Consider the following 24,516-nt stretch of genomic DNA (forward strand, 5'->3'; position numbering starts at 1 on the left):
GACTCTCGGGATCTGCTCTATCCATATCCGTGACAAATTCGCGGTATTCACGGGCGTAACGCTGCACATTCTCCACAAATTGTTGGTGCCGTTCAAACCCAGTGCCAGCAAAAACCTCAAGAAGATGCTGAACAAGCACAACCGGTGAGACGCGGGTGACAGAACGCGCCAGTTGGATTTGGGCATGCTGCTGCGTTAGGTATTCGTGGATCAAACGTTCCCGCTCCGTTACATCTTTGATGACATATTCACCCGCGAACTCCATTTTTTGCGCTGAATCCTCACGTGTGCCTTGCAAACGAGCCTCGTATTCACCTCTAAGTTCATTTACAAGTTGTATCGCGCGTTCGTTGAATTCATCATAAGTCATCGATGGTGAAAATCCGCTTGCAATAGAGGCGAGCGTGCCCGGCGTAAAAACGACAAAGGTAACCCACATCAACAAAAGTATCACAAGACTCGCCGCACTTTGCCGCACACGCGACGACACCAACAAACCTAACGCAAGAAACAGGCACAGGTACAGCATCGCAATCAAAAGAATAATGCCTAAACGGCTCCACGCATCAGTACCAAGTTGGACCTCGCTGGACGTGGAAATTACCAACAGGTTCATCAAAATCGCTATCACAAACGGGACACTAATACTGACCAACGCGCCTAAAAATTTCCCAATCAACACGGTATGACGCGGGACAGGGTTTGCCAGCGTCAAACGGAGTGTCCCATGCTCGCGTTCGCCAGAAATCGAATCAAAGGTGAACAGGATCGCAATCAGACTCAAGACGTACCCGATCACAAACGTCCAATCTATTTTGATAGTGTCCGGACGAATATTTTGTCGATTGAGCGTCGCAGGCATATAATCTAACTGCCAGAAGCCTGCTAAGTCATCAGTAGCCCAAGCGTAAAATCCGCCGTGGACATTGTCAGCTAAAAAGTCCTCACCCCCATCTGCACAAAAATGGAGAGATGACGGTTTTTTGTAAAGGTATCCGGGACCCTCTTGTGCAATCTGATACAAATTTGTTCGGGATTTTAAGCGATTCAACGCTTCTGTCACGGCATCGTGATATTTCTGCATCCGCACAGGATGTTCCTGGAGATGTACAATCGCATTGATCAACATCAAGCCGAGAAGCAATACCGTTGCCAGCGCAAACCGGAGACTATTCAGGTTGTCGTAAATTTCTCGTTTCGCAATATGCCACATAAGTAATCAGTTAACAGTTAACAGTTTTCAGTTAAGAATCTCTCATTTATAGTAAAACCCATAAATGAGTGAACATATTTGTAGCGTAGGCTGTTAGCCTGCGTGCGTATGAATACCGTTACCCTACACTTCACTTTTGATAAAAATAAGAAATATTATTACGAACAGAATTATATTAAGCATGACCAATATACATACATCCGGCAACGCCCGCTTAGCATTTGTGGCAACGTCAACCCTCTGAAAAGAAAACTGCGGCAAACTATCCCAATCTACCGCGCCGTTGTCGGCAGAAAACCATTGCTCTGCCCCGAAAGCGTTCTTGTCATAGTAATAATCAATCAAGGTCCGCCGATACCTTCGCGCCGCTTCAAAAAAATCTCTGAGTCCGCGCAGGTCTGTCCCTACCCACGCTTGCGTTGCCGCGTCGTACATCCCGACGGGCGAGCCTCTCAAAAGGATACGATCGACAATCGCCGGTTGAACAAAGATGGCTTCGAGTGCCTGTTTTCGGACAAGCCACGCGCGTGCTGCGGCGTTGACGATCTGTGGTCCGAGGAAGCGGTAATAATCCTGCGCGTGCGGCACCTGAGGTTTGGAGGCTTCACTCAGTTTGTCAATGTTTGAAACAGCGTGGTAATCATACCTAAGTGTTGATGAATCTTTATGAAAGTATTCGTGACCTGATCCCCATATCCAATTCGGATCTACGTCTACCATACCAAAATCCGGATCTTCTCCTGGAAAGGCATCATTCGCAAGGAACTGCTTTCGCTCTCTGTCGAATGCCTCCCATATCTGTTTAATTTCCTCGTAAGCGGATACTATCCGCGGTTGAGAAGTCTCAGGCGGCGCAATCGCGGCAAGAACCGCGTTTGGATACACCAATACCCAAAACCCCCAGAAAAACATAGCGAGCATCAGCGCGGTACCGGTTCTGCGGGTTACTGTCGAAATTAGCATGCCGATGAGGTAGAAGACCGACAGATAGACAATTGAACTCAAGATAATCCCACCGATACGGAGAAAATCACCAGTACTCAGAGAAATAACGGTGGATGTTGTCAGCAAAATTATCGCGAGGAGCAGACTCATCAGCAACGGAACAAGCAAGCAGAGCATCGCGCTGATATATTTCGCAAGCAGGATTTGACCCCGACGCACTGGATGTGTTACGACCAAACGCAATGTGCCGCGCTCGCGTTCCCCCGCAATGGCATCGTAGGCAAAAATAAGTGCGATTAGACTCAGAACGACTTCAAAGATGAAAACAATATCAATCGAAGTGAAGAGGTTGAGAAGTGGATTCGTCAATTTATACGTTCCAGTATCCCACAGCGTCGGCACAAAACCGTGAGATATCCAAATCTCGTTGCCCAGCCGTTTATCCAACCCGACATTGAAAATACTCAATGGATTTGGTGGACGGGCAACGTTCAATCTTCCGCCCGAATAGGTTTTCAATTCCTGCGATCGCCGATCCTCTGTTTTCAGAGCCGTGTTGTAAGCTGCTAACCGCCGCTCGTAATCCTTGATAAGCACAGCAGTATTAGCGACTACAAGCAGCAACATAATGAGGACGGCTACGGCAAAGCGGAACGTCATCAGATTGTCGAGGAGTTCTCGGCGAATGAGCGTTGTTAACATGAAGTCTTCCTTCTATTAGGACGAAACCTACGAAATGGAATTTCAGATCGGATGGAGAATTTAGTAAAGTCCATAATTACCTATAGGACTTACGCAATTTTTCTGTGCGACCCTATGTATTGCACGCCGCTAAGGCATTTGCGTAAGTCCTGTCCATGTTATTTGAGATATTCATCGAACCAGTTTAGGACATGCTTCCAATAATCGACAAGTTTTTCGTTCGACCAGAAGCCGGGCCAGTGGTCTGCCTCCTTGTATTTCAACAGTACAACTTCTTTTTCAAGGCGCGCGAGTCCCATGAACATTTCCTGTGCCTGCTCAACCTTGATGAAATCTTGATCTCCGTGAATCAGAAGCAAAGGGGTTTCAACCTTATCCAGATGGAAGACCGGTGAACCCTCAATGTAGCGTTGTGGAAATTCCCATAGGGATCCCCCCATACTGAATTGCCCAACCTCGTACCAACCAGTATTAGTTTCGCTAAGGAACCCACTAATTAAGTTGCTCACAGATGCGACAGCGATGGCCGCCTTAAACCGTGTCGTCTGTGTGATAAGGACATTCACAGTATATCCACCGAAACTCTGACCGATGACTCCCAGCCGTTCGGGATCCACCTTTTTCGTTGCAATGGCTGCATCAATCCCTGGAAGAACGACATTCGCGTACTGCTTGTACGGCTCGGTTTTTCCTACAGGAAAATCAGGCAAGAAGACTGCATAACCTCTTGAGACGAACATACCGGGATCAAAATGCCACACACTTTCTGCAAAACTAAACCGGTTTATATTGGACGAATGCGTTGCTCCTGCATAGACGCTTGTAATCATCGGGGCAGGATTTTTCTCAGATGCCTCAGGAGGTAGCACGAGGATCCCTTTAACTATTTGCCTGTCTTCGAGTGTCCACTCAATCAGTTCACTTCTGCCAAAGTCAATTGTCTTTAAGTGGGGATTAACGTCTGTGATTTGCCGTGGAGATTCAAAAGTAGCATCGCTCATCCAGATATTCGGTGGCTCTTGACTACTTTCCACAACATAAATAAATTCTCCAGTGGCCTCGGCGACATCTTGACGAAAGCGACCTGCGTGAACATTCCGATGTTCGTCTTCGTACAGAAGTGTAATTGTGTCATCCGTGAGACTCAGACGATAAAAGCTATGAGAAGCTCTTATTGTAACAGCGTTGTCTACCGTCAAGGGGGTATACCCTTCGCTTGGATAAAATACATCGTGAACAGAAAACTTAACGTTTTCCGTCAAGTTTCGTATCACACCATCGTTCAGAGGCACTTTCCATACGTCCCCGTTTGCGATGCAGAGAAGAGCATCCCCTTCTGCTGTCCAGAGTGGTGGTTGATACAATCGTCCAAGGTCAACGTCAAGGTTTTCTGTGAGATTACGGACGATACCCGTCTCCACGTCAACAACGTATGTGTTCCCTGATGCTAACTTACCTCCCTCACCCCCGGTTGTCCACGCGATGTACCTTGAATCCGGGGCCCAACTGATAGTAATACCATACGCAAGACGTATTTTCTGGACAAGGGGTTCAATTTTTGTGGATGAAACTTCGCTTAACGCTTTTGGCAACGGTATTATGTAGAGATCAAATATCTGTTGTTGCGCATCGGGTGTTTCGGAGCCTAAGGAAACCGTAACGGCAACATATTCCCCGTTAGGAGCAATATCGAAGCTTCTAATGCTATAGCCTTTCATTAACGAAAAGGTCTCACCCGTCTTAGTATCAGCAACTACTAAATCTCGGTGTCCCCTTCCTGGTTTCTTTTCATCAGATTGTTCGTTTTCCTGTGTTAATTTAACATCTCGTACTTGAAGTCGTTTTTTGGGCCAGTCCCAGACTTCAACAAAGGATGGTTTAGGCGGAGTTTTAGGAGAAATTTGAGATTTGTCTTGCACAGATTCCTTATTGATGGGCATATCAACCTCGGAAATGGATTTGAAAAGAACGAAACGTCCATCCGGTGTCCATTTAGACACCTCAAAGCCAAAGAACGTCCGAACGGTTTCCGATGTGAACTCTTGCATATCGTCAGATTCTCGGTTCCAAATGAATAAGTGAGGTTTACCCATCCGATCTGAGAAGAATGCGAGATGTGTTCCCTGCGGAGACCATCTTGGTGCCCAACTTGAACCCCAATTCGGCGTGAGGTTGCGATGCTCATCCGTTCGCGTATTCGTTACCCAAATCGTTCCGTACGCCATTTCAATCATCACACCCGTTTTAGAATACGCGGAGTTTCCACCGCCACCTTCATACTGTTCACGGTTCTGCGTGTTGTAAGCAATCCAGTTTCCGTCGTTAGTAATAACAATAGGGACTCTTCCAACAAATGTGTTAAATTTGAGTAAATCTTCAAGTGTTAAAGGATTCATTTCTTCTCCTTCTTCTGCCCCAGAACCTTCAGAAACTCTGGATCATCCTTTACATCCGAAAATTCGGGGGTTTCAAGGAATTCCGGATAGTAGCTATCCAGATAATTGTAGGAAGTCACCATATACTTGTCCTGAGCGACCTTCAAATGGTGTAAAGTCTTCTCGCGATCCTTCTCAGATGCCCAGATGCTCACAGCGAGCATGAAGTGACTATGCTCGTTGTAATTTCCCAAATCGATGGCGAGTTGTAGCAAACGTTTCCCCTCGTTATACTTCTTCGCCCATACCAAACAACAACCAACATTGTGAGCAGCCCAAACAAGCTCGTAAAAATTTACCGGGAAACCTACATCCAGTTTTTTCAACTCTCCTTCAATAAAGGTGTTCACTTCCGTATAGACTCGATCAAAACGCTTCCAATCTTCCTTTTGACTATACAACAGCAGTCGATTCTCCCTCACAGCCATCCAGAATCGGAAATAATAGTTCCGACTCTGTTCATTGTTAGCACGCTCCAACTTTTCTATTTCGAGAAGTGCTGCCTCTATCCGGTCGTTCTTTCTTAATATCTCTGCCCCGAATTGCAAGAAATCGCAGCGGGAGTAGCCACTCACTTTAGGATTCTCTAAGCGTTCAGACACTTGATAATAAAGTTGAATCCAATCATCAATACGACCTTCCGCTTTCCAACATCCGGCAGTGGACAGATGAGCAATAGTTCTTAACACATATTTTTCTGAATGCTTACATGCCCAACGGTAAAGGCGTGTCTGTTCCTCAATAGCTTCGCGATTTCTCCGAAGATGCGCAAGACTATTGACCAATGATTTATGCGCCCAATAACGCTCCGTATCATCTAAAGCCTTATCCATATACTTACGAAGTAGAGACACCCGTTTTTCCATGCCAAGTTTGCCCATAGACGGGTATATATTATCAACCACGAGATGCGCCAACTCAGGTGTGATTTCACCCTTAAGCATATCTTCAATCTCAACGGATGCCGCCTTAAGAATATCCGCCCTCGATGCCGGGTTAGATTTTACCTGTTCCATGAATGCATCGAACTTGCCGCGAAGTCGCTCTAATTGACTCATGATGTTCTCCTTTAGATTATCTGGTAATAGTAAATGCCCAAAGGATTCTTGTTCCAAGAATTCCTGATCAGTTTGTATACGCTTTCGCGCGCGTTGGAGTCGACTCGTAATTGTATTTACGGACACCCCCATGAATTCGCCAATCTCTTTCGTTGACATTTCGTCAAGATAGTAAAGTGTTATGACCGTGCGTTCGTTCTCTGGTAGTTTTTCCAAAAGCTTTTGAACAAGCTCCTGGCAATACTCAGTTCTCTCTGTCACCTGCTGTTCTGAAACGTGGCGTGTATAAGAGGATTCCTCAATTTCTTCCAGACGTGTACCCTCCAAAGATTGCATCGCAGGCTTTTGCTGCCGCAGCCGTTTTTGCTTGCGTAACCAATCAATGCAGAGCCGGTTTGCAGTGACATGAAGCCACCCAGCAAATTGATTCGGATCCTTGAGTGTTGGAAGTTTTTTGTATGCCCTAAGGAAGGTATCCTGCATGATCTCTTCCGCAAAGTGAAAATCTTGGACTTTCCGCCATGCCAGCGCATGAATACTCTTTTGGTACTTTTCGACCAAAATGCCAAACGCAGTGTCATCGCCCGATAAAATCTTGCGGATCAGTTGAACATCGTCTTCTCTTTCCACCAAGTTTCCTCCTAATGAATAGATTGGATCGTGTTGCGTTCGCCAAAAAACTTAATCAAATACTAAGTTTTGTGAAATTAAGCGGTCCGATGCGGTTCGCACGCTCTCTTATTTAAAGACGAAAGTTTCATAAAAAAACGTGCATTGGGTAAAAAAAAAGTAGAAGAAACCCGAATTTTTTGAAAATCGTTTTGTGGCTGTTCAATTCTGAACGCGTGATAAACTACTGATTGTGTGGTATTTGGGAGTACTAATACACAGAGGTTGTCGCTGAAAGGTTTTTTATACCATTCCTGAGAGTAAATATTGCATGCACAACGACAAACTTTTTCGAGAGAATTAAAGCAAATTATAGGCGCGATTATCTCGGCAAGCAAGAAAAACCGCGCCTTTTATGCGTCAAGAGCGTTCACAAAACGCTCCTCTGGAAGGCTTTTCAGTGGAAATACTAAGGCACCTAAAATGCACGGATCACCTTAGCAATCAAACGCTGTTTGAATTCTTGGGCGTTTGGGTCACCGAGGATGATAAAGAAATCAGTGCCAGCATATCCAGAACGGCGCAATGCGAAGTAGATATTGGTGCCTTCTACTTGCCAGATTAAACGACTGCCGAGACTTAGTGCCGGACTGAAATCGTAAGTAAGCGTTAAGATCTGTTGGTACCGCCGCTTGAAATGCCACTGGATTTGGGAAGTCAAGCCAGCAGTGAAACCGTAAGCACGCAGATTCAGATTTCCGCTAATGCGATAAATCGGCTCACCTGCTTGTTCACCCCAGTCATAGTCCACACTGAAGTTGTTGAATCGGTCTGTGGCACGAGCTCCCAAACTGATGCTGAACAACGAGTCTGAGAATTCTTTAAATTGACCACCGTTCCAGAAAGCAGAAAGCGAGTAGTCATTGTGTGTCAGGAGTTGTGAGGAGAGCCTGATATTGCGGCTGAAGACCTCACCTTCATAAGTGTTAGCAACATCCGCATGGGCAAAGAGGGTAAGGCTGCGGACAATCCCTTCACGCCACTCGTTTTTGAACATAGTGGTAAAGTTGACACCGCGGTAGCCTGTGAATGGCTGATAACCGAGATTGTTCACAAAATCCGGGTCTACAAAGAAAACTCTTGAAGTCGATTGAATGAGGCGACCGTTGTAACGCAAACCGATGCCCCCTGTTCTTCCATCTGATTCATCCGCCCAACTTTGGGTGAGAGCACCAAATGCTGAAAATCTTCCGCGTCGCGCACTACCTGATACAGAGCCAACATTGTTCGACGAATTGCCTTGTTTGTGGTGTGATAGGAACGCAGCACCAATTTCAGATGTCGCAGTAAGGGGTTGGGAGGCACTAAGGATAAAGTTCTGGTTGTTTTTATGGTACGTACCTAAGGTACCGACTGAGGTGTTTTTGCCAAGTTTTCCAAAGAGTTTAAGCCCGCCGTCCATATCCTCTATCCGCCGCGAGTAGAAAAGCTGCCCAACGTTGTAGACATTGCCACCCTCAGAAAAGAAAGGACGACGGTCGGGGACGTAGCGTTCTCCGTAAGAAAAATCGATACCTTCCACAGCCTGTTCGATGTTATCAAAATCCGGATTGGCAGCTCCGATGAGTCGTAACTGCGGCGTAACCTCATAGCGGAAGTCCGCCCCTGCACGCGCAGTGTATTCCCTTCGCGACCGGGAGGTCGCTCCTACAGAATCCTCCGTTTCACTGATGCCACTGATCAAGTAGGGTAATAACTTGAGTTCACGCTTTCGCGGTGGCGGTAGGACATCGACCCAGTGTCCATCGTTCTCTTTAAATTCGTTAACGCCCAAGTTGGACCACCAAGTCCGCGCCCCGGTTCGCTGTTGTCCTCTATCAATGTTAATACCCATCCGAATCGGTTCTTTTGTATCGGGGTAATCCAGCATCTGCCACGGGATTTCCATCTCTACGATCCAACCGTCATTTACAACTTGTGCAGCAGCCTTCCATAATCCGATCCATTCGCTTTTTTCGGCGCGTCCGGTGGCGAGATGTGCGAATTTCGTGCCGAGCGCGTTCGCCATAAAGAAGTTTCTATCGGAAAATTGGTGCGTGTGAAAAGGATCCAGACTGAAGGACATCCAGTCTTCACCTTGAAATCGGGTTTGGTCTTTGGTTTGGCGGGCGACAATTTTATCCGGCATATCGTCATAGAGATAAACACCGAGATAGATGGCTTTATCTGTATAAACGAGACGACCAACAGATTGACTTTTCGACAGTTCTCCTGTGCGTTCATCAATGAAACCGGTAGCTTGCGGCGCGTCTTGCCAGCAGGCATCGTCAAGCGCACCGTCAACGGCGGGTGGCTGTTCGGTTTTGACTGCCCGGAGTTCTTTCTTAACAGTCTGTATGTTTTCTTCTGCCCAAGTATTTAAGTTTGTGATTAACGTAAACGATAGGGCAATGAGCAACAATATCGGATAAGTTTTCTGTTTTGTTCGTCTATTTGTAGTGCCTCTGTGCGCAACGTAATTCTCTGCTGTCGTAAATTTCGACAATCTCATTAATTAGTTTCCTCCGTGTGTGGGTTTTATAGGTGTAAACGCTACAATTTGATGAAGATTAAGAAGTGGTTTCTTAATCTTCATCGTTTGCCACTATAGTGTGGCACTTACCCTTATAGAGACGCACACTCTCAAAAAGATAGTGAAAAGTGTTTTTCCCACACCGAATGAGAAAACTAAGCAGTCCTACGCATGGTGCTGGCATGAAATTCCGTGATACTTTCAACACCTCGGAGTAGCATTTCATCGCTTAGACTGAACGCTTCACGTATTTTTAATGACCGATCCATCCGATCAAGCAGCCGTTGGTTCGGTACCACAACAACGGAATCAGCATTTCCTTGCAGCTCTTGTAATCCTTGTTCTGCTTTTTCGATGCGACGTTGACCTTCAAAATTGAACGGACGCGTCACAACACCTACTGTTAAAGCCCCTTGCGCTCGAGCGAGGGAGGCAATCAGAGGCGAAGCACCCGCTCCCGTTCCACCACCCATTCCAGCAATGATAAAGACAAGGTCCGCGTCTGCGACGATGGCACCGAGTTTCTCTTTGTCTTCCTCAGCTGCCTTTTTCCCTACCTCTGGATTCGCTCCACAATACCCGGGTGTGGTGTTAACACCGATCAGTACCGGTATTGCCTCTTTGCACTTCTCGAGTGCTTGTTGATCTACATTCACAACGTAAAATTCAATGTCTGTCAAACCTGTCTCTATCATTCGTTTGACAGCGTTGCCGCCCGCGCCCCCGACACCAATAACCTTGATTCTGGGTTGGATGTGTTTGGATCCTTTTTGTTTTCCTGACATAATACCCTCTCTTATGAGTTCGACACCGAATTCCTTGCGTAGGAGTTCACGTGTCCGTCTTAATTGAGTCTTGATAGTGCCTATCGCTAATCCCAATTCGCCGTGGATTTCCTTGATACTCCACAATTCCAGGTAGTATAGAATCGCAACGTTACGCACTTTGTCTGGGAGGTGAAACACTGCTTCTCTTAGATCGTTACACAGTTCTGTTTCCCGAAAACGTGCACCCGCGTCCTGATCAATGCGATCAGTGAGGTCAGCGTAGTTCTCCGGAATCTCACTTCTTGAATGATGGACAGACGCGTAGTATCGGGTGCAAGCGTTGTAAGCGATGCGCTGCAGCCATCCACCAAAACTGCCGACGCTCCGTAGTCCGTTGATATTTTCCCAGACAGCCCGCCAGATGTCCATGAGTATCTCTTCAGCGTCCCGACGTTGTCTCGAATTTGCGATAACCACTTTCCAGACGCGAGGACTGTAACGCGACATCAACTCTGTAAATGCTGACTCATCACCGGCTTGTACGCGTTGAATGAGTTCTTCATCTCTCAAATCAGTGTGCATTGATAGATCCGATCGCATAGGCAGTCCTCAATTTGATTTTAACTTAATGAGCGGGATTCTTCGGGGGGCGGTTTAAAAAAAGTAAGGCTTACGCGAATTTAGCATAGTGAGATTTTTGATTTTCAAATCCCTCAATCTGCTTATCAGTCGGACTTGACGGACCAACTGCGTAAGCCCTAAATATTTTAACCAAGTTTCGTTATTTATGCAACGAGATCACTTTTACATTGTTTTGTACGCGCCTTCTGGGATTCATCTTATTTTGCCAAAGGTATTAGCGCAAGATGTACTGCGTAGGTCGTAAGAAACTAAAATGCCCGAATCACCTTAGTAACTAAACGCCGCTTGAATTCCAAAGCATTTGGATCACCGAGAATAATGAAAAAGTCTGTGCCCGCATAGCCAGAGCGTCGCAATGCGAAGTAGATATTAACACCTTCCACTTGCCAGATCAACCGACTGCCGAGGCTTAGCGCAGGACTGAAGTCATAAGTGAGCGTTAAAATCTGTTGGTATCGCCGCTCAAAATGCCACTGGATCTGGGAAGTCAATCCAACAGTGAAGTCGTACGCTCGTAGGTTGAGGTTTCCGCTGATGCGGTGAATCCGTTCACCCGCCTGCTCACCCCAAGTGTAACTAATATTGACATTATTGAACCTGTCGGAGGCACGTGCCCCTAATCTAATGGCGAAAAGACTGTCTGTGAATTCTTCAAACTGACCGCCGTACCATCTGGCAGAAAGCGAGTAGTCGCTATGCGTTAGGATACCTGAAGTTATGAATAGGTTCCGTCGGAAGATCGCGCCTTCATAGGTGTTAGAAGCCTCAGATTGAACAGAGAGAGAGAGGCTGCGGAGGAATCCGTCACGCCACTCGTTACGGAAATAACTCCCTAAACTTAGACCGCGATACCCGGTAAATGGATGGTATCCGAGTCTGTTGACGAAATCTGAGTCCACAAAAAACACGGATACATACGGCTGAACGAGTTGGCCTTGGTAAATTAAATTGGCGAACCCGTCCCTTCCGTTTGATTCGCCTGCCTGACTTTGGGCGAAAGCGGATCTTGCTAAAAGTTTACCGTGTCGCACATCACCTGACAAGTAACCAACATTGTTGAACCCTTCCTCTCGTTGATGATGGGACAAGAATGCTGCGCTGATATTGGATGTTGCCGTTAGCGATTGTGAGGCTTGTAGGATAACATTTTGGTTGTTTCGGTGATACGTGCCGAGGGTGCCAACCGAAGTATTTTTACCAATTTTTCCAAAGAGTTTGAGCCCGCCATCCATATCCATTACCCGCCGCGAGTGGAACAATTGACCGAGACGGTAGACATTACTCCCTTCCGAAAAGAAAGGGCGGCGATCCGGCACGTAGCGTTCACCATAGGAGAAGTCAATGCCTTCCACTGCCTGTTCGATGTTCTCAAAGTCTGGATTGGCTGTGCCGATAAGCCGTAATTGGGGTGTAACCTCATAGCGGAGGTCTGCGCCTGCACGGGCAGTATATTCTCTCTCGTTGGTTTCCGTTTCGCTAATACCACCAATCAGATAGGGTAATACCTTGAGTTCACGCTTACGAGGCGGAGGCAGCACATCAATCCAATGTCCATCGTTCTCGCGAAACTCATTCACTCCCAAATTGCACCACCATGATTTTTCACCAGTGCGTTGCTGTAGTCTGTCAACATTGATGCCCATCTGGATCGGTTCTTTTGTATCGGGGTAATCGAGCATCTGCCACGGGATTTCCATCTCTACAACCCACCCGTCATCTACAATCTTTGCGGCAGTTTTCCAGAGTCCGATCCATTCGCTTTTTTCGGCGCGTCCTGTGGCGAGGTGTGCATATTTCGTGCCAAGTGGGTTTACGATAAAAAAATTCCTGTCCGAAAACTGGTGTGTGTGAAACGGATCGAGACTAAAGGATACCGAGTCTTCGCCGCGAATTCGCGTCTGATCTTTGGTTTGGCGCGCCACAATTTTGTCGGGCATATCGTCGTAAAGGTGAACTGCGACGTAGATCGCTGTGTCTGTATAGACGATCTGAGCGACGGTTTGATTCTTCGCTGGTTTTTCCGTACGTTCATCTGTGAAACCTGTAGCTTGCGGTGCATCTTGCCAGCAAGTATCATCAAGGACACCATCAATAGTAGGTGGCTGCTCGGTTTTGACTGCGCGGAGTTCTTTTTTAATGGTTTGTGTATTTTCAGCTGCCTGAACTTGTAGGTTTATAATTGACATGAACAATAGCACGATAAACAATACTATTACATACTTTTCTTGTGGTTTCATCAATTGGATTTCTCCGTCTTTAGATATTTGAGTAGAATTTCGACAATGTAACCTCCCAAATCCTCAAGGAACTGAAGGTTTTGCCTTGATAAGGCGTAAATCGTTGTGTTAAATAAGAATGGATTCAACGCTGTAAGGGATTGCGTGCCAGAATTGTTTTCATTATTGTACCCTAAAACCTGTCGGATACTGTATTTGTCGGTTTCCAATGTATCTAACAATCCTTGCATACCAGATGACTTTGGGGGTGGTAAAACATTTAACCAATGTCCATCGTTTTTGTAAAACTCCCGAACACCTATATTGGACCACCAAGAATGTTCATTCGTCCGTGTCTGTCCTCGGTCAAAGTTAATCCCCATCCGAACGGGTTCGGTTGTGTCAGGGTAATCAAGCATTTGCCACGGAATTTCCATCTCCACAACCCAACCGTCTTCGACGATGTTAGCGGCGACATTCCACTGTTCCATCCACTCGGTCTTGTTTGAATCCCGCGCCGGAGAGTGGACATATTTTTTGCCGAGTGGATTTGCCATAAAGAAGGTTCGGTTGGAAAATCGGTGCGTGTGGAACGGGTCAATGCTGAAGGAGACCCAATCCTCTGTTGCTTTCCCAAATCGGACATGATCTTGGCTCTGACGGGCAACAATTTTATCGGGTTGAGAATCATTGAGGTACCATGCGACATAGATGGCTTTATCTGTATAAACCAGTTTAACTTTTGAATCATCCTCGACTGGGTTTCCAGTACGTACATGCGTAAAGTTGTCCGCTTGGAGCGCGATTTTCCAGCACGCATCATCAAGTGTCCCATCAATAGTTGGTGAGTTCTCGACTTTTACAGCGAGTATCTCTCTTTGAACCGTATCTCGGCTCGGTTCCGCTTGTCCCTTCAAGGCACCACCAACATCAATATCTATCGCGCCAAAATTGCTTAGACTTCCAAGGAGTTCCTCAATGCGTTCCGGTGCAATTTTTCCCACAATGTTGACAAAGGTGGCTTCCCCCGAGGTTTCGGGAATTACAATGACGAAAATCCCGTAAACTGTATCTTCGTCAAATAGCAGACTGATTTCTACGACTTCACTCTCTTCCTTGATTTTAACGAGAACTTCCCACTTATCCTCCTTGAGTCTTTGCTGGAAATAGTTAACTAATTTTTTTTCATCAATGGTGAATCTATCGTAGGTGCGGACATAGATACCGTCCAACATCTGAATGAGCTCCGCGACCTCTGGTTGATTGCTTACCGATTTGGTAACCAGATTGATGAGTTTCGCGGTTAAGTTAACCTCGACTTTCGCCTCAAGAGACTCTGGGAAATCAAAGAGGATGAGTCCTTTTGGGTGAGTTTTATCCGATTTGTCCTGTTGCGCAACTGCTGAATGCATCAGTGCTAACGATAAGACTAAGGACAGCAGTATGAACAGTCGTATAAAGTGTTTTTGCAGTTTCATGGTGTCCTCCTTACTTTGAAGGGTTATTTTTTCTATCCAGAGCATTCTGTGAGAACCGATCAAGACTATCCAAACTTCGATGGATTGCTGATGAAATACTGTTTTTCTGTTTCAAAGCACTGCGCGAGGCTTTTTCAATCTGAACAAGCGGACGCCCTGAAGCCTCATTAATCTGTACATCAGGGAGTTTTTCGTTAACGACGATGCTTGTTCGCTCCACTGCGTAATTCAGCTCACCGAGCGCATAATAGAGGTCGCGTGAGGCTTGCTTCACTGTCAGATGCTGTTGATACTGATAGGTCCCAAACAAGGCGATTCCGATGAGACACGCCAAGGCACCCGCACGAGCGAGTGAGGTAGTTAAATCATCTGAGAACGTGAACAGTTGGAACATCCGATGTAACCATCTCGGTCCCTTGTTTGGATGTGCGCGGACGTAATCCGAAACAGCATCGAAAATTTTCGGTGGCGGCTCCGGTCTCGGAAGTTCGTGTAACGCGCCGCTAATGGCTTGTACGAAGCGAACTTCATCTTGACACGTTGCACACGATTCGACATGTGATGCGATGCTCGCGGACGTGTCCGCATCCAACTCGTTGTCAAGATACGCCTCTAAGGTATCCTGTACTTCCGTACACGTTAAATCTGAATGGGAAGGAAATCGGTTCATTCGTCATTTCTCCAATAAGGACGCAGCAGCTCCCGTAATTTCTTGCGAGCACGGAATGCTGTTGATTTCACGGTGCCTTCAGGTTGCTCCAAGACCTCAGCAATCTCCTTGAAACTCATACCGTTTAATTCCCGCATAATTATCACCGACCGCATGTCTGGCGGCAATTTCCTGATAGCACAATGCACTGAATCCTTGAGTTCCTGCTGAACCACAATTTCATCTGGCGATGGATTTGATCGACCAGAATGTGTGTGCATTAAAGTTTCGAGTTCTGTTTCGGGATCCGTATCGTCTCCTTCTGTTAAATGCACCTGAAATTTATGTCGCTTCAGCAGATTGAAACAGAAATTCTGTGCACATTTTAGTAACCATGAACGCGCGGTTTTCGGACGCAATTTAGCACGATATTCCCATGCCTTGATGAACGTCTCTTGTGTTATGTCCTCTGCATCTTCCCGATTTCCGAGCAGATAGAGGGTGTGTTGATAAATCTGAGTCTTGTGTTCGTGGAAGAGCGCAAGGAATTTATCTTCCGTCATATTACGACTCCGCCCTTTTCGCGCAGCTTGCAGGTTTCCAAAACTTGCTGTTAAGGTAAAGTAAGGTTATCGTTACTACTACAAATGAGTTACAAAAAAGTTGCACCTTTTTGTAATTTAAATTTTTTTGGAGGTGTTTAGGTAGGATAGTTTAGATATCGGGACTCGACTTAAGAAAATTTAGGGAACCTTGACAATTATATGGGAGCGTCTGTTGCTGGTGATAGACAGACACAATTAACACCTATCCCCATTCAAATACGGTCCCCAGCAAGCGCATCGGTTCATCGCGGAGCCATCTGTATATCTGTGGTGCTTCGTCAACAGGTACACGGTGTCGAATTAACGGGGCAATCTTGATGGAACCTTGGCGTAAAAATCGGCAAAGGTTCTCCAAATCATCACGAGTGAAATGGCTGCACTGAAGGATGCTAATCTCCTTAAATTGTCCGATGTTAAAGGTATAGTTGACATCAAACCGTCCTGCGACCAAGAGAAGTCGCCCACGAGTTTTGCAAGCACGAATCATCGGTGTGACCATGTCTGGGACACCGGCAAAGTCCATGACAGCGTCAAATGCCCCGTCTTGAATCTGTGCATGCCAACCGTCTCCACTTGTATTAACGACCTGTTCTGCGACACCTAATTGGCGGATCTGTTCCAACCGTGATTCTTCAATATCGCATACTGTGACACGCGCCCCCATGGCGTATGCGATCTGTGCTGCAAACATACCAATACATCCCTGCCCGACGATAAGTACCTTTTCGCCGATACGTGGATCAACGCGACGGCAGCAGTGCATCGCGACACCAGAAATGCCGAAAAGGGCAGCATCCGCCGGATCAATATCCTCCGGCAATTTCAACAACAACCCATCCTCTGGAATAGTGAACCGTTCAACATGGTCTACGCTGGCGTAGATGAGATCGCCGACTTGAAGATGCGTCACGTCCGGTCCTGTCTCAATGACTCTACCGACGTTCTGGTATCCGCCACCTGCAGGCAGTCGGTCATCGGGTGCCGAATAGTTCCCACCGATAATCTGATTCCGTTCTGTGCCGTTGGTAAGCCCCGTGAAGACGGCTTGACAGAGCACCTCGTTCCGAACAGGTGGTGCGGGTTCTTTCCAGTCAGTGACAACGGTTTTTTCGCGCCGTTTGTCTGTTAATAGTTTAGTGACAATTGCTTTCATGCTGTTGACGACCCCTTATAAAAATTTGCATTCGTGATTCATTTTTTTAAGGTAAATGAAACCCATGGATTTGTCAAGGCCAAATTGGTCTAAAGTCAAAATTCTCTGTTTTTATTTTTTGCGAATTTTCAAAAAATTTGTTGACAGATTGTCGCGTTTTGTATAAAATATTAAGATTATTACACCGAAAAATATTTGTAAGTAACCGAAACTACTTTTATATTTTCCACGTTAGATTATCAAGGAGAATCCGTAATGCCAAAACGCGTTAATAAAGCGATTGAATTACTGGAAGATGACCTGCCTGTCTTCTATACTGGCAGTCACACAGGCGCGAACCTGAACTACGACGCTGGTCTCGCGATGGCAAAGACTTGGGCAGATTATATCAACGTCGGCATGGAGCACGGAAGTTTCGATCTCGGCGGGTTGGATAATTTCATGCGCGGTCTTGCTGACGGCGGTCCAACCAACAGTGGACACAAAACCCCAGCAGTCATCGTCGAATTGCCGGTAGATGGTATCAGTGCAGATGTAATTCGTGCCAACGGTTGGCAGATGCGGCAGCTCCTCGCCCGCGGTGTACATGGACTCCTACTGTGTCACGCCGAATCCCCAGAGGCGATCAAAGCGTTTGTTGAGGCGTGCCGGTACCCGTTCCAGACAATCGGCGTTGGTACGCAGTTGGATGTCGGCAGACGCGGTTCAGCCGGTCAAGGCTCTGCCGCACCTATCTGGGGCATTTCTGCTAACGAATATCTCGATGTCGCCGATCCGTGGCCCCTGAACCCAAATGGTGAACTTCTACTCGGACTCAAATTTGAAAATAAACGTGCATTAGCAAACGTCGAGATGACCGCGCAGGTACCCGGTATCGCTTTCGCGGAGTGGGGACCGGGGGATATGAGTATGTCGTTTGGCTACAAAAACCCGCCGAATCCGCGTCCGAAAGAATTGCAAGATGCCCGGGATCGCGTCTTTGCAGCCTGCAAAAACGCTGGCATCCGATTTTTAGAAAGCACCTCCCCTGATACAATTGAGGCAAGCATTGACGCGGGTGTCCGGATTACCGGTGGCGGTGAAGAAGCTGCACGCATCGGACGGGCGTATGCTGGCAGGACAATGCCTGTCTAAAACCTATAGCATCCCCGAGATCCAAAACACTAAGCCTGAAACGAAGTGGAAGGGTTTTTGCTTGGGGTGTTTTTGATAGGGGTATTTGCTTGGGTATTTCTGCGGATTTCTGCGGATTTCTTCAACGCTACACAAAGGCACGTGAATGCTCCAACCTACGCTACTTAACCGCAAGGAAAATTAAAAATATGGCATTAACAGAACAGGGAATGTTGGCAGAACTGCGGAAATACGACACGCCTTCGATCACGAATGTGGTTGCTACGTATCCGGGGAGTCCTCTCTGCCTTGGACTCTACAACCCGTGGACCGAGAATTGGTATACGGATACGACGCTCCGTTGTATGTACCCTGAACTCGGCGCGGTGGCTGGATATGCAGTGACGTGCGTCTACGGTTTACCTGACCCAAATTACGCAGAACTCTCTTTCATGGATGTTATAGATGCGTTAGGTGCTTCTCAACAGCCAACAATCTTAGCGTTTGAGCAAAAATTTCCACCCGAATTCGCGAATAAAGTCGGTTTAGCCGGTGGAAACATGACAGCAGCGATGAAATCAATCGGTTGCTTAGGCGCGATTTCAAACGGTCCATCACGCGATATTGACGAAATCCGACCGATGGAATTTCAGTATCTGTTAAGCGGCATCACGCCTGGACACGGGGCAATGGCAGTTCAGGCTGTCAACGTGCCGGTTTCAATAGCAGGAATGGATGTCGCACCGGGTGAAATAATCCACATGGATGAAAACGGTGCGTGCAAGTTCCCCGGGGACAAATTGGAGGCAGTGCTAACAAATGTCAAGGCATTGCTTGAAGAGGAAGGCGATCGAATTGGACAACTACTCTCAGGTCCCAAGACTGCTAAGCAGGTCCGCGCCATTTTCGGTGGACATTCTTATGCAGAAGATGACGAAGAGTAGTTCGTTTTTTATCCGTTTGCATAACCGATTTCGATCTAATTTGCTTAGAGCCTTGACATCTGAGACGAAAATTTATCGGTGGATTTATGGCATTTTGGGCATTGTAAACCCATGTGATGTCTGATTTGAATGAATCTGAAACATTTTCTCGCTAAGGAGATGTGCAGGGTAAATTCACCGTCCAAAAAATATAAAATTGCTATATAGATAAAGTTGATATATAATAATATATGAGGAAATTTTTAAACGTAATTTTCCAATTTCTGTCTTAGATTACAAGCATAAATTTTCTATCAAATTTCCCATTGTACCTCTTATGCGTTTCGGTGTGGCAGCTGCTCGTAGGTACAGATTGAGATGCGGACCACGCCAACAGAATTCCATATTATAAAACCGAAAGAATCTAAATTCAAACAGGACGAAAGATGGACAACGTTTTTGAAGCCCTGAACGAACGCGGCTTTATCAAACAGGTCACAAATGCTGAACAGGTTACACGCTTGTTAGCTGAAAAACAGGTCCCCTACTACGTTGGTTTTGATCCGACAGCACCGAGTCTGCATGTCGGGAGTCTTGTTCCGATAATGGCGATGGCACACTTGCAACGCGCCGGACATACGCCGATTGCAATCATCGGCGGTGGGACAACAATGATAGGCGATCCGACTGACAAAACCGAGATGCGCTCGATGTTATCGCAAGAACAAATTTCAGCTAACGGCAAGGATATCCTCGCGCAGCTGCAACGTTACTTAAATCTTGATAATGGAATAGCGGATGCTGATAATTCGCAAACTACTTTGAAGGTAGGTAGATTTCTCAATAATGCTGATTGGTTGCTTTCGGTAAACTACATTGAATTCCTACGCGATATTGGCAAACACTTTCGGGTGAATGAGATGATCAAGGTAGAAGGCTATCGGCAACGCCTTGAACGTGAACTCGGTCTTTCATTTCTTGAATTTAATTATCAACTCCTCCAAGCTTACGATTACTTGTGTCTCTTTCAGGAATATGGGTGCCGTCTCCAACTTGGTGGAGACGACCAATGGGGCAATATCCTTGCCGGTGTTGATCTCGTCCGCCGGATCGAAGGCGAACGGGTTCACGCGGTCACTTTTCCACTCCTCACAACAGCAAACGGTGCAAAGATGGGAAAAACCGCTGGTGGCGCAGTTTGGCTTGATGCAGAACAGACCTCACCGTATGAATTTTATCAGTATTGGATCAACGTAGACGACCGCGATGTCTCGCGGTTCCTCGCGTATTTCACGTTCCTCCCGATGGATGAAGTCCGACGACTCGGTCGTTTAGAGGATGAAGCCATTCGCGAGGCAAAGGAAGTCCTCGCTTACGAAGTCACACAACTTGCTCACGGAAAGGCGGAAGCCGACAAAGCACAAGCGGCATCACGCGCTGCGTTTGGGGGTGGCAACCTCAATGAGGCCGAGATGCCGACTTCTGTTATTCCATCGGAACGCCTTGACACCGGCATTCCGATCATGGCGTTGTTCCATGAAGTCGGGTTAGCAAATTCACGCAGCGAAGCGCGACGGCTCATTCAACAGGGTGGTGCCTACATCAATGAAAAACAGTACCGTGCGATAGATATGGTCGTTGGTCCTGACTTGCTTGAGGAAAACGCTTTGCTTCTCCGTGCTGGTAAGAAACGTTACCATCGAATTGTTTTAAAAGAGAATTAATCATAACTACGGAATATTTATTTATAGGCGTGCTTTCAGTGCACATCATCATAAAATGGTTTCGCAGGTTTACTGCGCCTGTGTACCACTAACCAGAGAGGTATAGTATGGCAGTTGATAATCCGAAAGAGGTTGATGAAGGGGCAACCTCTCCAAAGCCTCCTAACGGCGGTGATCGGACAGGTCTCACTTTCACACCCTATTTTACTACGTCTGGCGTTCATCCATACGACTTGTTGGAGTGGGAACGTCGCGACGCGGTCATCTATAACGAAAAAGGTGATGTCATCTTTAAACAGGAGCAGGTTGAAGTACCAGCAGACTGGACACAACTCGCGACAGATATTGCATCATCAAAGTATTTCCGCAAAGCCGGGGTTCCGGGAGCAGAAGCAGAGGACAGTGCTCGCCAACTGGTTACGCGTGTGGCGCGCACGCTCCGCCGCGCTGGAGAAGAATTGGGGGGCTATTTCGCGACCCCTGAAGACGCACAGAATTTTGAGATGGAGTTGACGCATATTCTTGTTACACAACGCGGTGCTTTCAACTCACCTGTCTGGTTTAACTGCGGCTTGTGGCATGAATATAATATCGAGGGGGGCGGTGGAAACTACTATTGGGACCAGGACGCAGAAAAAGTCAAGGTCACTACCAATGCGTACGAACACCCACAAAATTCCGCCTGTTTCATCCAAAGTGTTGATGATTCTCTGGATTCTATGTTGGAGCTCCAGAGATCTGAAGTGCGTCTCTTTAAATACGGCAGTGGCACAGGCTCTAACTTTAGTAAAGTTCGCGCCAGAGGTGAACTCCTCTCCGGCGGCGGTGAGAGTTCTGGCGTTCTTTCGTTCCTTGAAGGCTTTGATCGATGGGCAGGCAGTATCAAGTCCGGCGGTACGACGCGACGCGCAGCCAAAATGGTCATCCTTGACATGGACCACCCAGAGATTGTTGACTATATCGATTGGAAGTTAAAGGAAGAGGATAAAGCGAAGGCACTTATCGCTGCAGGATACCCAGCCGATTTCAATGGTGAGGCATACAGTACGGTTAGCGGACAGAACAGCAACAACTCTTTACGGATCCCTGACGACTTCATGAACGCCTATCTACAGGGGGATTCCTGGAAAACGACATATCGGACGAGCGGCGACGTTGCTGACGAATATGATGCCAGAACACTGATGGAGAAGATCGCTTATGCTGCTTGGGCATGCGCGGATCCGGGTGTGCAATTTGACAGCACGATTCAGAAATGGCATACTTGTAAAAACACGGGCAGAATTAATGCCAGCAATCCGTGCAGTGAATACCTCTTCTTAGACGACTCTGCCTGCAACCTCGCCAGTATTAATCTCGCTAAATTCTTGAAAGATGATAATACCTTCGACATTGAAGGTTTCCGTGCTACTGTTCGTGTGTTCGCGACTGCGATGGAAATCATAGTAGATCTCTCCTCATATCCGACAGAACGTATAGCACAACGCTCTCATGAATATCGTCCGCTCGGACTCGGTTATGCTAATTTGGGGGCACTCTTGATGCGTTTAGGCATCCCTTACAACAGCGCGCAAGCTTGTGCTTATGCGGGTGCTATTACTGCTATCCTGAGCGGTCAGGGGTACCAGACGAGTGCAGAGATTGCTAAAAGTGTCGGCGCTTTTGCTGGATACGCGAAGAATAGCGACGCTATGTTAGATGTTATGCGGCTGCACCGTGATGCTGCCTATGGTATCGATCCTACTGCATGTCCGTCCGAACTTTTAGATGCTGCAAAAGTAGATTGGGATCTCTGCCTTGAGAAAGGCGAGCAGTGGGGGTATCGGAATTCGCAGATTAGTGTCATCGCGCCGACAGGAACAATCTCCTTCCTGATGGATTGTGATACGACAGGGATCGAGCCAGAGTTTGCGCTCGTTAAGTTCAAGAAGTTAGCGGGCGGCGGATACATGAAGATTGTCAACCAGAGCGTTCGCGATGCCCTGCACAACCTGGATTACACGCTCCAGCAGACAGAAGCCATTATTACCTACTTGGTTGGGACAGGTACTTTTGAAGGAACGCCGCACATCAATCCGGAAACATTGAAGCGGAAGGGTTTCACACCAGAAGATATCGATCGCGTTGCGGAGATGCTACCGAGTGCGTTTGACCTGAATCTCGCCTTTGCGCCCGGTTTTCTCGGAGAAGAATGTCTTGAGCGGTTAGGCATTACTGAGGAAGAAGCGGCAGATATGAGTTTTGATCTCCTTTCTGCACTCGGATTCACCGAAGATGAGATTAGTATCGCTGAAGAAGTCATCTGTGGTACAGGCACAGTAGAGGGAGCACCGCATCTTTCACCGACGCACTACGCCGTTTTTGATTGCGCTGTCCAGTGTGGTAAGCACGGAACTCGTTATATAAATCACATGGGACCGTTGAAAATGATGGCGGCTGTGCAGCCCTTCATTTCTGGTGCTATTTCCAAGACCGTTAACGTCCCGCACGATGCGACAGTAGATGACATCAAGACGTTATACGTGGAGGCTTGGAGACGTGGTGTTAAATGTCTTGCTGTTTATCGGGACGGTAGTAAAGGTAGCCAACCGCTTTCAACTCGGAGCCAGCAGGATGCAGAGGGTGAAACCGATGAGGCTATTGCTGATGTTCCGTTTGACCGTCCTATCAGAAAACGTCTCTCAGACACGCGGACTTCTCTTACGCACAAATTTAGCGTTGGTGGCCATGAAGGTTATATTCATGTCGGATTTTATGAAGATGGTAGCCCTGGAGAAGTCTTTCTCCGTATGAGCAAAGAAGGAACGGCTGTCTCTGGACTCATGGACTCTGTCGCGGTCCTCACTTCTATTGCGCTGCAGTACGGTGTCCCCTTAGAGTCGCTTGTTAATAAGTTTAGCCATGTTCGATTTGAACCGTCAGGTTTCACGGCTAATCCCGATATTCCGATAGCAAAGTCGATTATAGATTACGTTTTCCGGTGGCTCGGCATACGGTTTCTCTCCCAAGAACCACACGGAGACTCCGAGGTGCAGGCGTTTGAGGAAGAGATGGTGCCGCCCGAGGAACTTCATCCCTATGGGCACGGAAGTAACGGTGAAACTGACTCTTGGATAGCTCATGAAAAGCAGGTTGTGCTCCAGCATGCGGATGCACCACCGTGTCTTGAGTGTGGTGCCCTTATGATGAGAAGCGGTGTTTGCTATCGTTGCACAAATTGTGGCGCGACAAGTGGATGTTCCTAATCTGTTGTTCCAACACAATGTTTTTAAAGGCGCGCTTTGCAAGCGCGCCTTTTTGTTTTTTCAATATTCGTTCCTCAATTTTGTTGTCTGTTCAAACAATTCTTTATTTCGTTGTTATCAAGTTGTTGGATAAGTTATAATAATAAGGACTTGAGTTGAGTAGATGATCGCGTCCTGATTGTAGTATTGCCATTAGGATGAGGAAAGTCCGGACTCCGCAGGGCAGGATGCTGGGTAACCCCCAGGAGCGGCGACGCTATGGAAAGTGCAACAGAAAGTAAACTACAACGTCTCAAAACGTTGTACAGGTGAAACGGTGCGGTAAAAGCGCACCAGTCCATAAGGCGACTTATGGAGCTATGTAAACCCCATCTGGAGCAAGGTAAATCGGGGACACATACAGGTTGCCCGCCTCGTCCCCAGGTAACCGCTTGAGGTGGATGGTAACATCCATCCCAGATGAATGA

The 24,516-nt window shown here is 47.0% G+C and carries 15 protein-coding genes and 1 other RNA gene; 5 read left to right on the forward strand and 11 right to left on the reverse strand.

All coding sequences use genetic code 11. From position 1 onward, the window contains the following. The 11 genes from OXH00_24260 to OXH00_24310 form a co-directional block, all read right to left on the reverse strand. Positions 1-1,213: ABC transporter permease subunit (locus OXH00_24260; protein ID MCY3744138.1), on the reverse strand; the 1,213-nt coding region annotated here is incomplete at its 3' end. Positions 1,214-1,336: 123 nt separating this feature from the next. Further along, positions 1,337-2,860, reverse strand: coding sequence for an ABC transporter permease subunit (locus tag OXH00_24265; GenBank protein ID MCY3744139.1), 1,524 nt, complete (start codon positions 2,858-2,860; stop codon positions 1,337-1,339). A 158-nt stretch (positions 2,861-3,018) separates the two neighbouring features. Further along, positions 3,019-5,256, reverse strand: coding sequence for a prolyl oligopeptidase family serine peptidase (locus OXH00_24270; GenBank protein ID MCY3744140.1), 2,238 nt, complete (start codon positions 5,254-5,256; stop codon positions 3,019-3,021). Then, complete coding sequence (locus OXH00_24275; protein ID MCY3744141.1) at positions 5,253-6,983, reverse strand: RNA polymerase sigma factor; 1,731 nt, start codon at positions 6,981-6,983, stop codon at positions 5,253-5,255. The genes OXH00_24270 and OXH00_24275 overlap by 4 nt, the downstream gene beginning before the upstream one ends. Before the next feature lie 457 nt (positions 6,984-7,440). Further along, positions 7,441-9,513: a DUF5916 domain-containing protein gene (locus OXH00_24280; protein ID MCY3744142.1), complete on the reverse strand. Its 2,073-nt coding sequence runs from the start codon at positions 9,511-9,513 to the stop codon at positions 7,441-7,443. A 176-nt stretch (positions 9,514-9,689) separates the two neighbouring features. Continuing rightward, positions 9,690-10,883, reverse strand: a complete 1,194-nt coding sequence (locus tag OXH00_24285) for a sigma-70 family RNA polymerase sigma factor (protein MCY3744143.1) — start codon at positions 10,881-10,883, stop codon at positions 9,690-9,692. A 308-nt stretch (positions 10,884-11,191) separates the two neighbouring features. Next, complete coding sequence (locus OXH00_24290) at positions 11,192-13,180, reverse strand: carbohydrate binding family 9 domain-containing protein (GenBank protein ID MCY3744144.1); 1,989 nt, start codon at positions 13,178-13,180, stop codon at positions 11,192-11,194. Then, positions 13,180-14,637 (reverse strand): DUF4252 domain-containing protein, encoded by a 1,458-nt coding sequence (locus tag OXH00_24295; protein ID MCY3744145.1) that lies wholly within the window; start codon positions 14,635-14,637, stop codon positions 13,180-13,182. Before OXH00_24295 ends, OXH00_24290 begins: the two co-directional genes overlap by 1 nt. Before the next feature lie 10 nt (positions 14,638-14,647). Then, positions 14,648-15,307, reverse strand: coding sequence for a zf-HC2 domain-containing protein (locus tag OXH00_24300; protein ID MCY3744146.1), 660 nt, complete (start codon positions 15,305-15,307; stop codon positions 14,648-14,650). Next, entirely contained in the window at positions 15,304-15,849 is a 546-nt protein-coding gene (locus tag OXH00_24305; protein ID MCY3744147.1) for an RNA polymerase sigma factor, read from the reverse strand. The genes OXH00_24300 and OXH00_24305 overlap by 4 nt, the downstream gene beginning before the upstream one ends. 244 nt (positions 15,850-16,093) lie before the next feature. Continuing rightward, positions 16,094-17,044: a zinc-binding alcohol dehydrogenase gene (locus OXH00_24310; GenBank protein MCY3744148.1), complete on the reverse strand. Its 951-nt coding sequence runs from the start codon at positions 17,042-17,044 to the stop codon at positions 16,094-16,096. Positions 17,045-17,299: 255 nt separating this feature from the next. On the opposite strand from OXH00_24310, the gene OXH00_24315 reads away from it, so the two are divergent. The 5 genes from OXH00_24315 to rnpB form a co-directional block, all read left to right on the forward strand. Continuing rightward, on the forward strand, positions 17,300-18,178 hold the full coding sequence (locus OXH00_24315) for an aldolase/citrate lyase family protein (GenBank protein MCY3744149.1): 879 nt from the start codon (positions 17,300-17,302) through the stop codon (positions 18,176-18,178). A 188-nt stretch (positions 18,179-18,366) separates the two neighbouring features. Further along, positions 18,367-19,101, forward strand: a complete 735-nt coding sequence (locus tag OXH00_24320; GenBank protein ID MCY3744150.1) for an RraA family protein — start codon at positions 18,367-18,369, stop codon at positions 19,099-19,101. A 425-nt stretch (positions 19,102-19,526) separates the two neighbouring features. Then, complete coding sequence (tyrS, locus tag OXH00_24325; GenBank protein MCY3744151.1) at positions 19,527-20,804, forward strand: tyrosine--tRNA ligase; 1,278 nt, start codon at positions 19,527-19,529, stop codon at positions 20,802-20,804. Between the two features lie 107 nt (positions 20,805-20,911). Beyond that, positions 20,912-24,049, forward strand: coding sequence for a vitamin B12-dependent ribonucleotide reductase (locus OXH00_24330; protein ID MCY3744152.1), 3,138 nt, complete (start codon positions 20,912-20,914; stop codon positions 24,047-24,049). A 151-nt stretch (positions 24,050-24,200) separates the two neighbouring features. Further along, positions 24,201-24,516, forward strand: an RNA gene (gene rnpB / locus OXH00_24335) — RNase P RNA component class A; the annotation flags it as partial.

It is taken from the genome of Candidatus Poribacteria bacterium (genome assembly GCA_026706025.1).
GTDB lineage: Bacteria > Poribacteria > WGA-4E > WGA-4E > WGA-3G > WGA-3G.

Excerpts from the sequence above, each read along its gene's own strand:
- OXH00_24265 (MCY3744139.1), bottom strand. The coding sequence starts at position 2,860 with ATGTTAACAACGCTCATTCGCCGAGAACTCCTCGACAATCTGATGACG.
- OXH00_24270 (MCY3744140.1), bottom strand. The coding sequence starts at position 5,256 with ATGAATCCTTTAACACTTGAAGATTTACTCAAATTTAACACATTTGTT.
- OXH00_24280 (MCY3744142.1), bottom strand. The coding sequence starts at position 9,513 with ATGAGATTGTCGAAATTTACGACAGCAGAGAATTACGTTGCGCACAGA.
- OXH00_24285 (MCY3744143.1), bottom strand. The coding sequence starts at position 10,883 with ATGCACACTGATTTGAGAGATGAAGAACTCATTCAACGCGTACAAGCC.
- OXH00_24290 (MCY3744144.1), bottom strand. The coding sequence starts at position 13,180 with ATGAAACCACAAGAAAAGTATGTAATAGTATTGTTTATCGTGCTATTG.
- OXH00_24295 (MCY3744145.1), bottom strand. The coding sequence starts at position 14,637 with ATGAAACTGCAAAAACACTTTATACGACTGTTCATACTGCTGTCCTTA.
- OXH00_24300 (MCY3744146.1), bottom strand. The coding sequence starts at position 15,307 with ATGAACCGATTTCCTTCCCATTCAGATTTAACGTGTACGGAAGTACAG.
- OXH00_24305 (MCY3744147.1), bottom strand. The coding sequence starts at position 15,849 with ATGACGGAAGATAAATTCCTTGCGCTCTTCCACGAACACAAGACTCAG.
- OXH00_24310 (MCY3744148.1), bottom strand. The coding sequence starts at position 17,044 with ATGAAAGCAATTGTCACTAAACTATTAACAGACAAACGGCGCGAAAAA.
- OXH00_24315 (MCY3744149.1), top strand. The coding sequence starts at position 17,300 with ATGCCAAAACGCGTTAATAAAGCGATTGAATTACTGGAAGATGACCTG.
- OXH00_24320 (MCY3744150.1), top strand. The coding sequence starts at position 18,367 with ATGGCATTAACAGAACAGGGAATGTTGGCAGAACTGCGGAAATACGAC.
- tyrS (MCY3744151.1), top strand. The coding sequence starts at position 19,527 with ATGGACAACGTTTTTGAAGCCCTGAACGAACGCGGCTTTATCAAACAG.
- OXH00_24330 (MCY3744152.1), top strand. The coding sequence starts at position 20,912 with ATGGCAGTTGATAATCCGAAAGAGGTTGATGAAGGGGCAACCTCTCCA.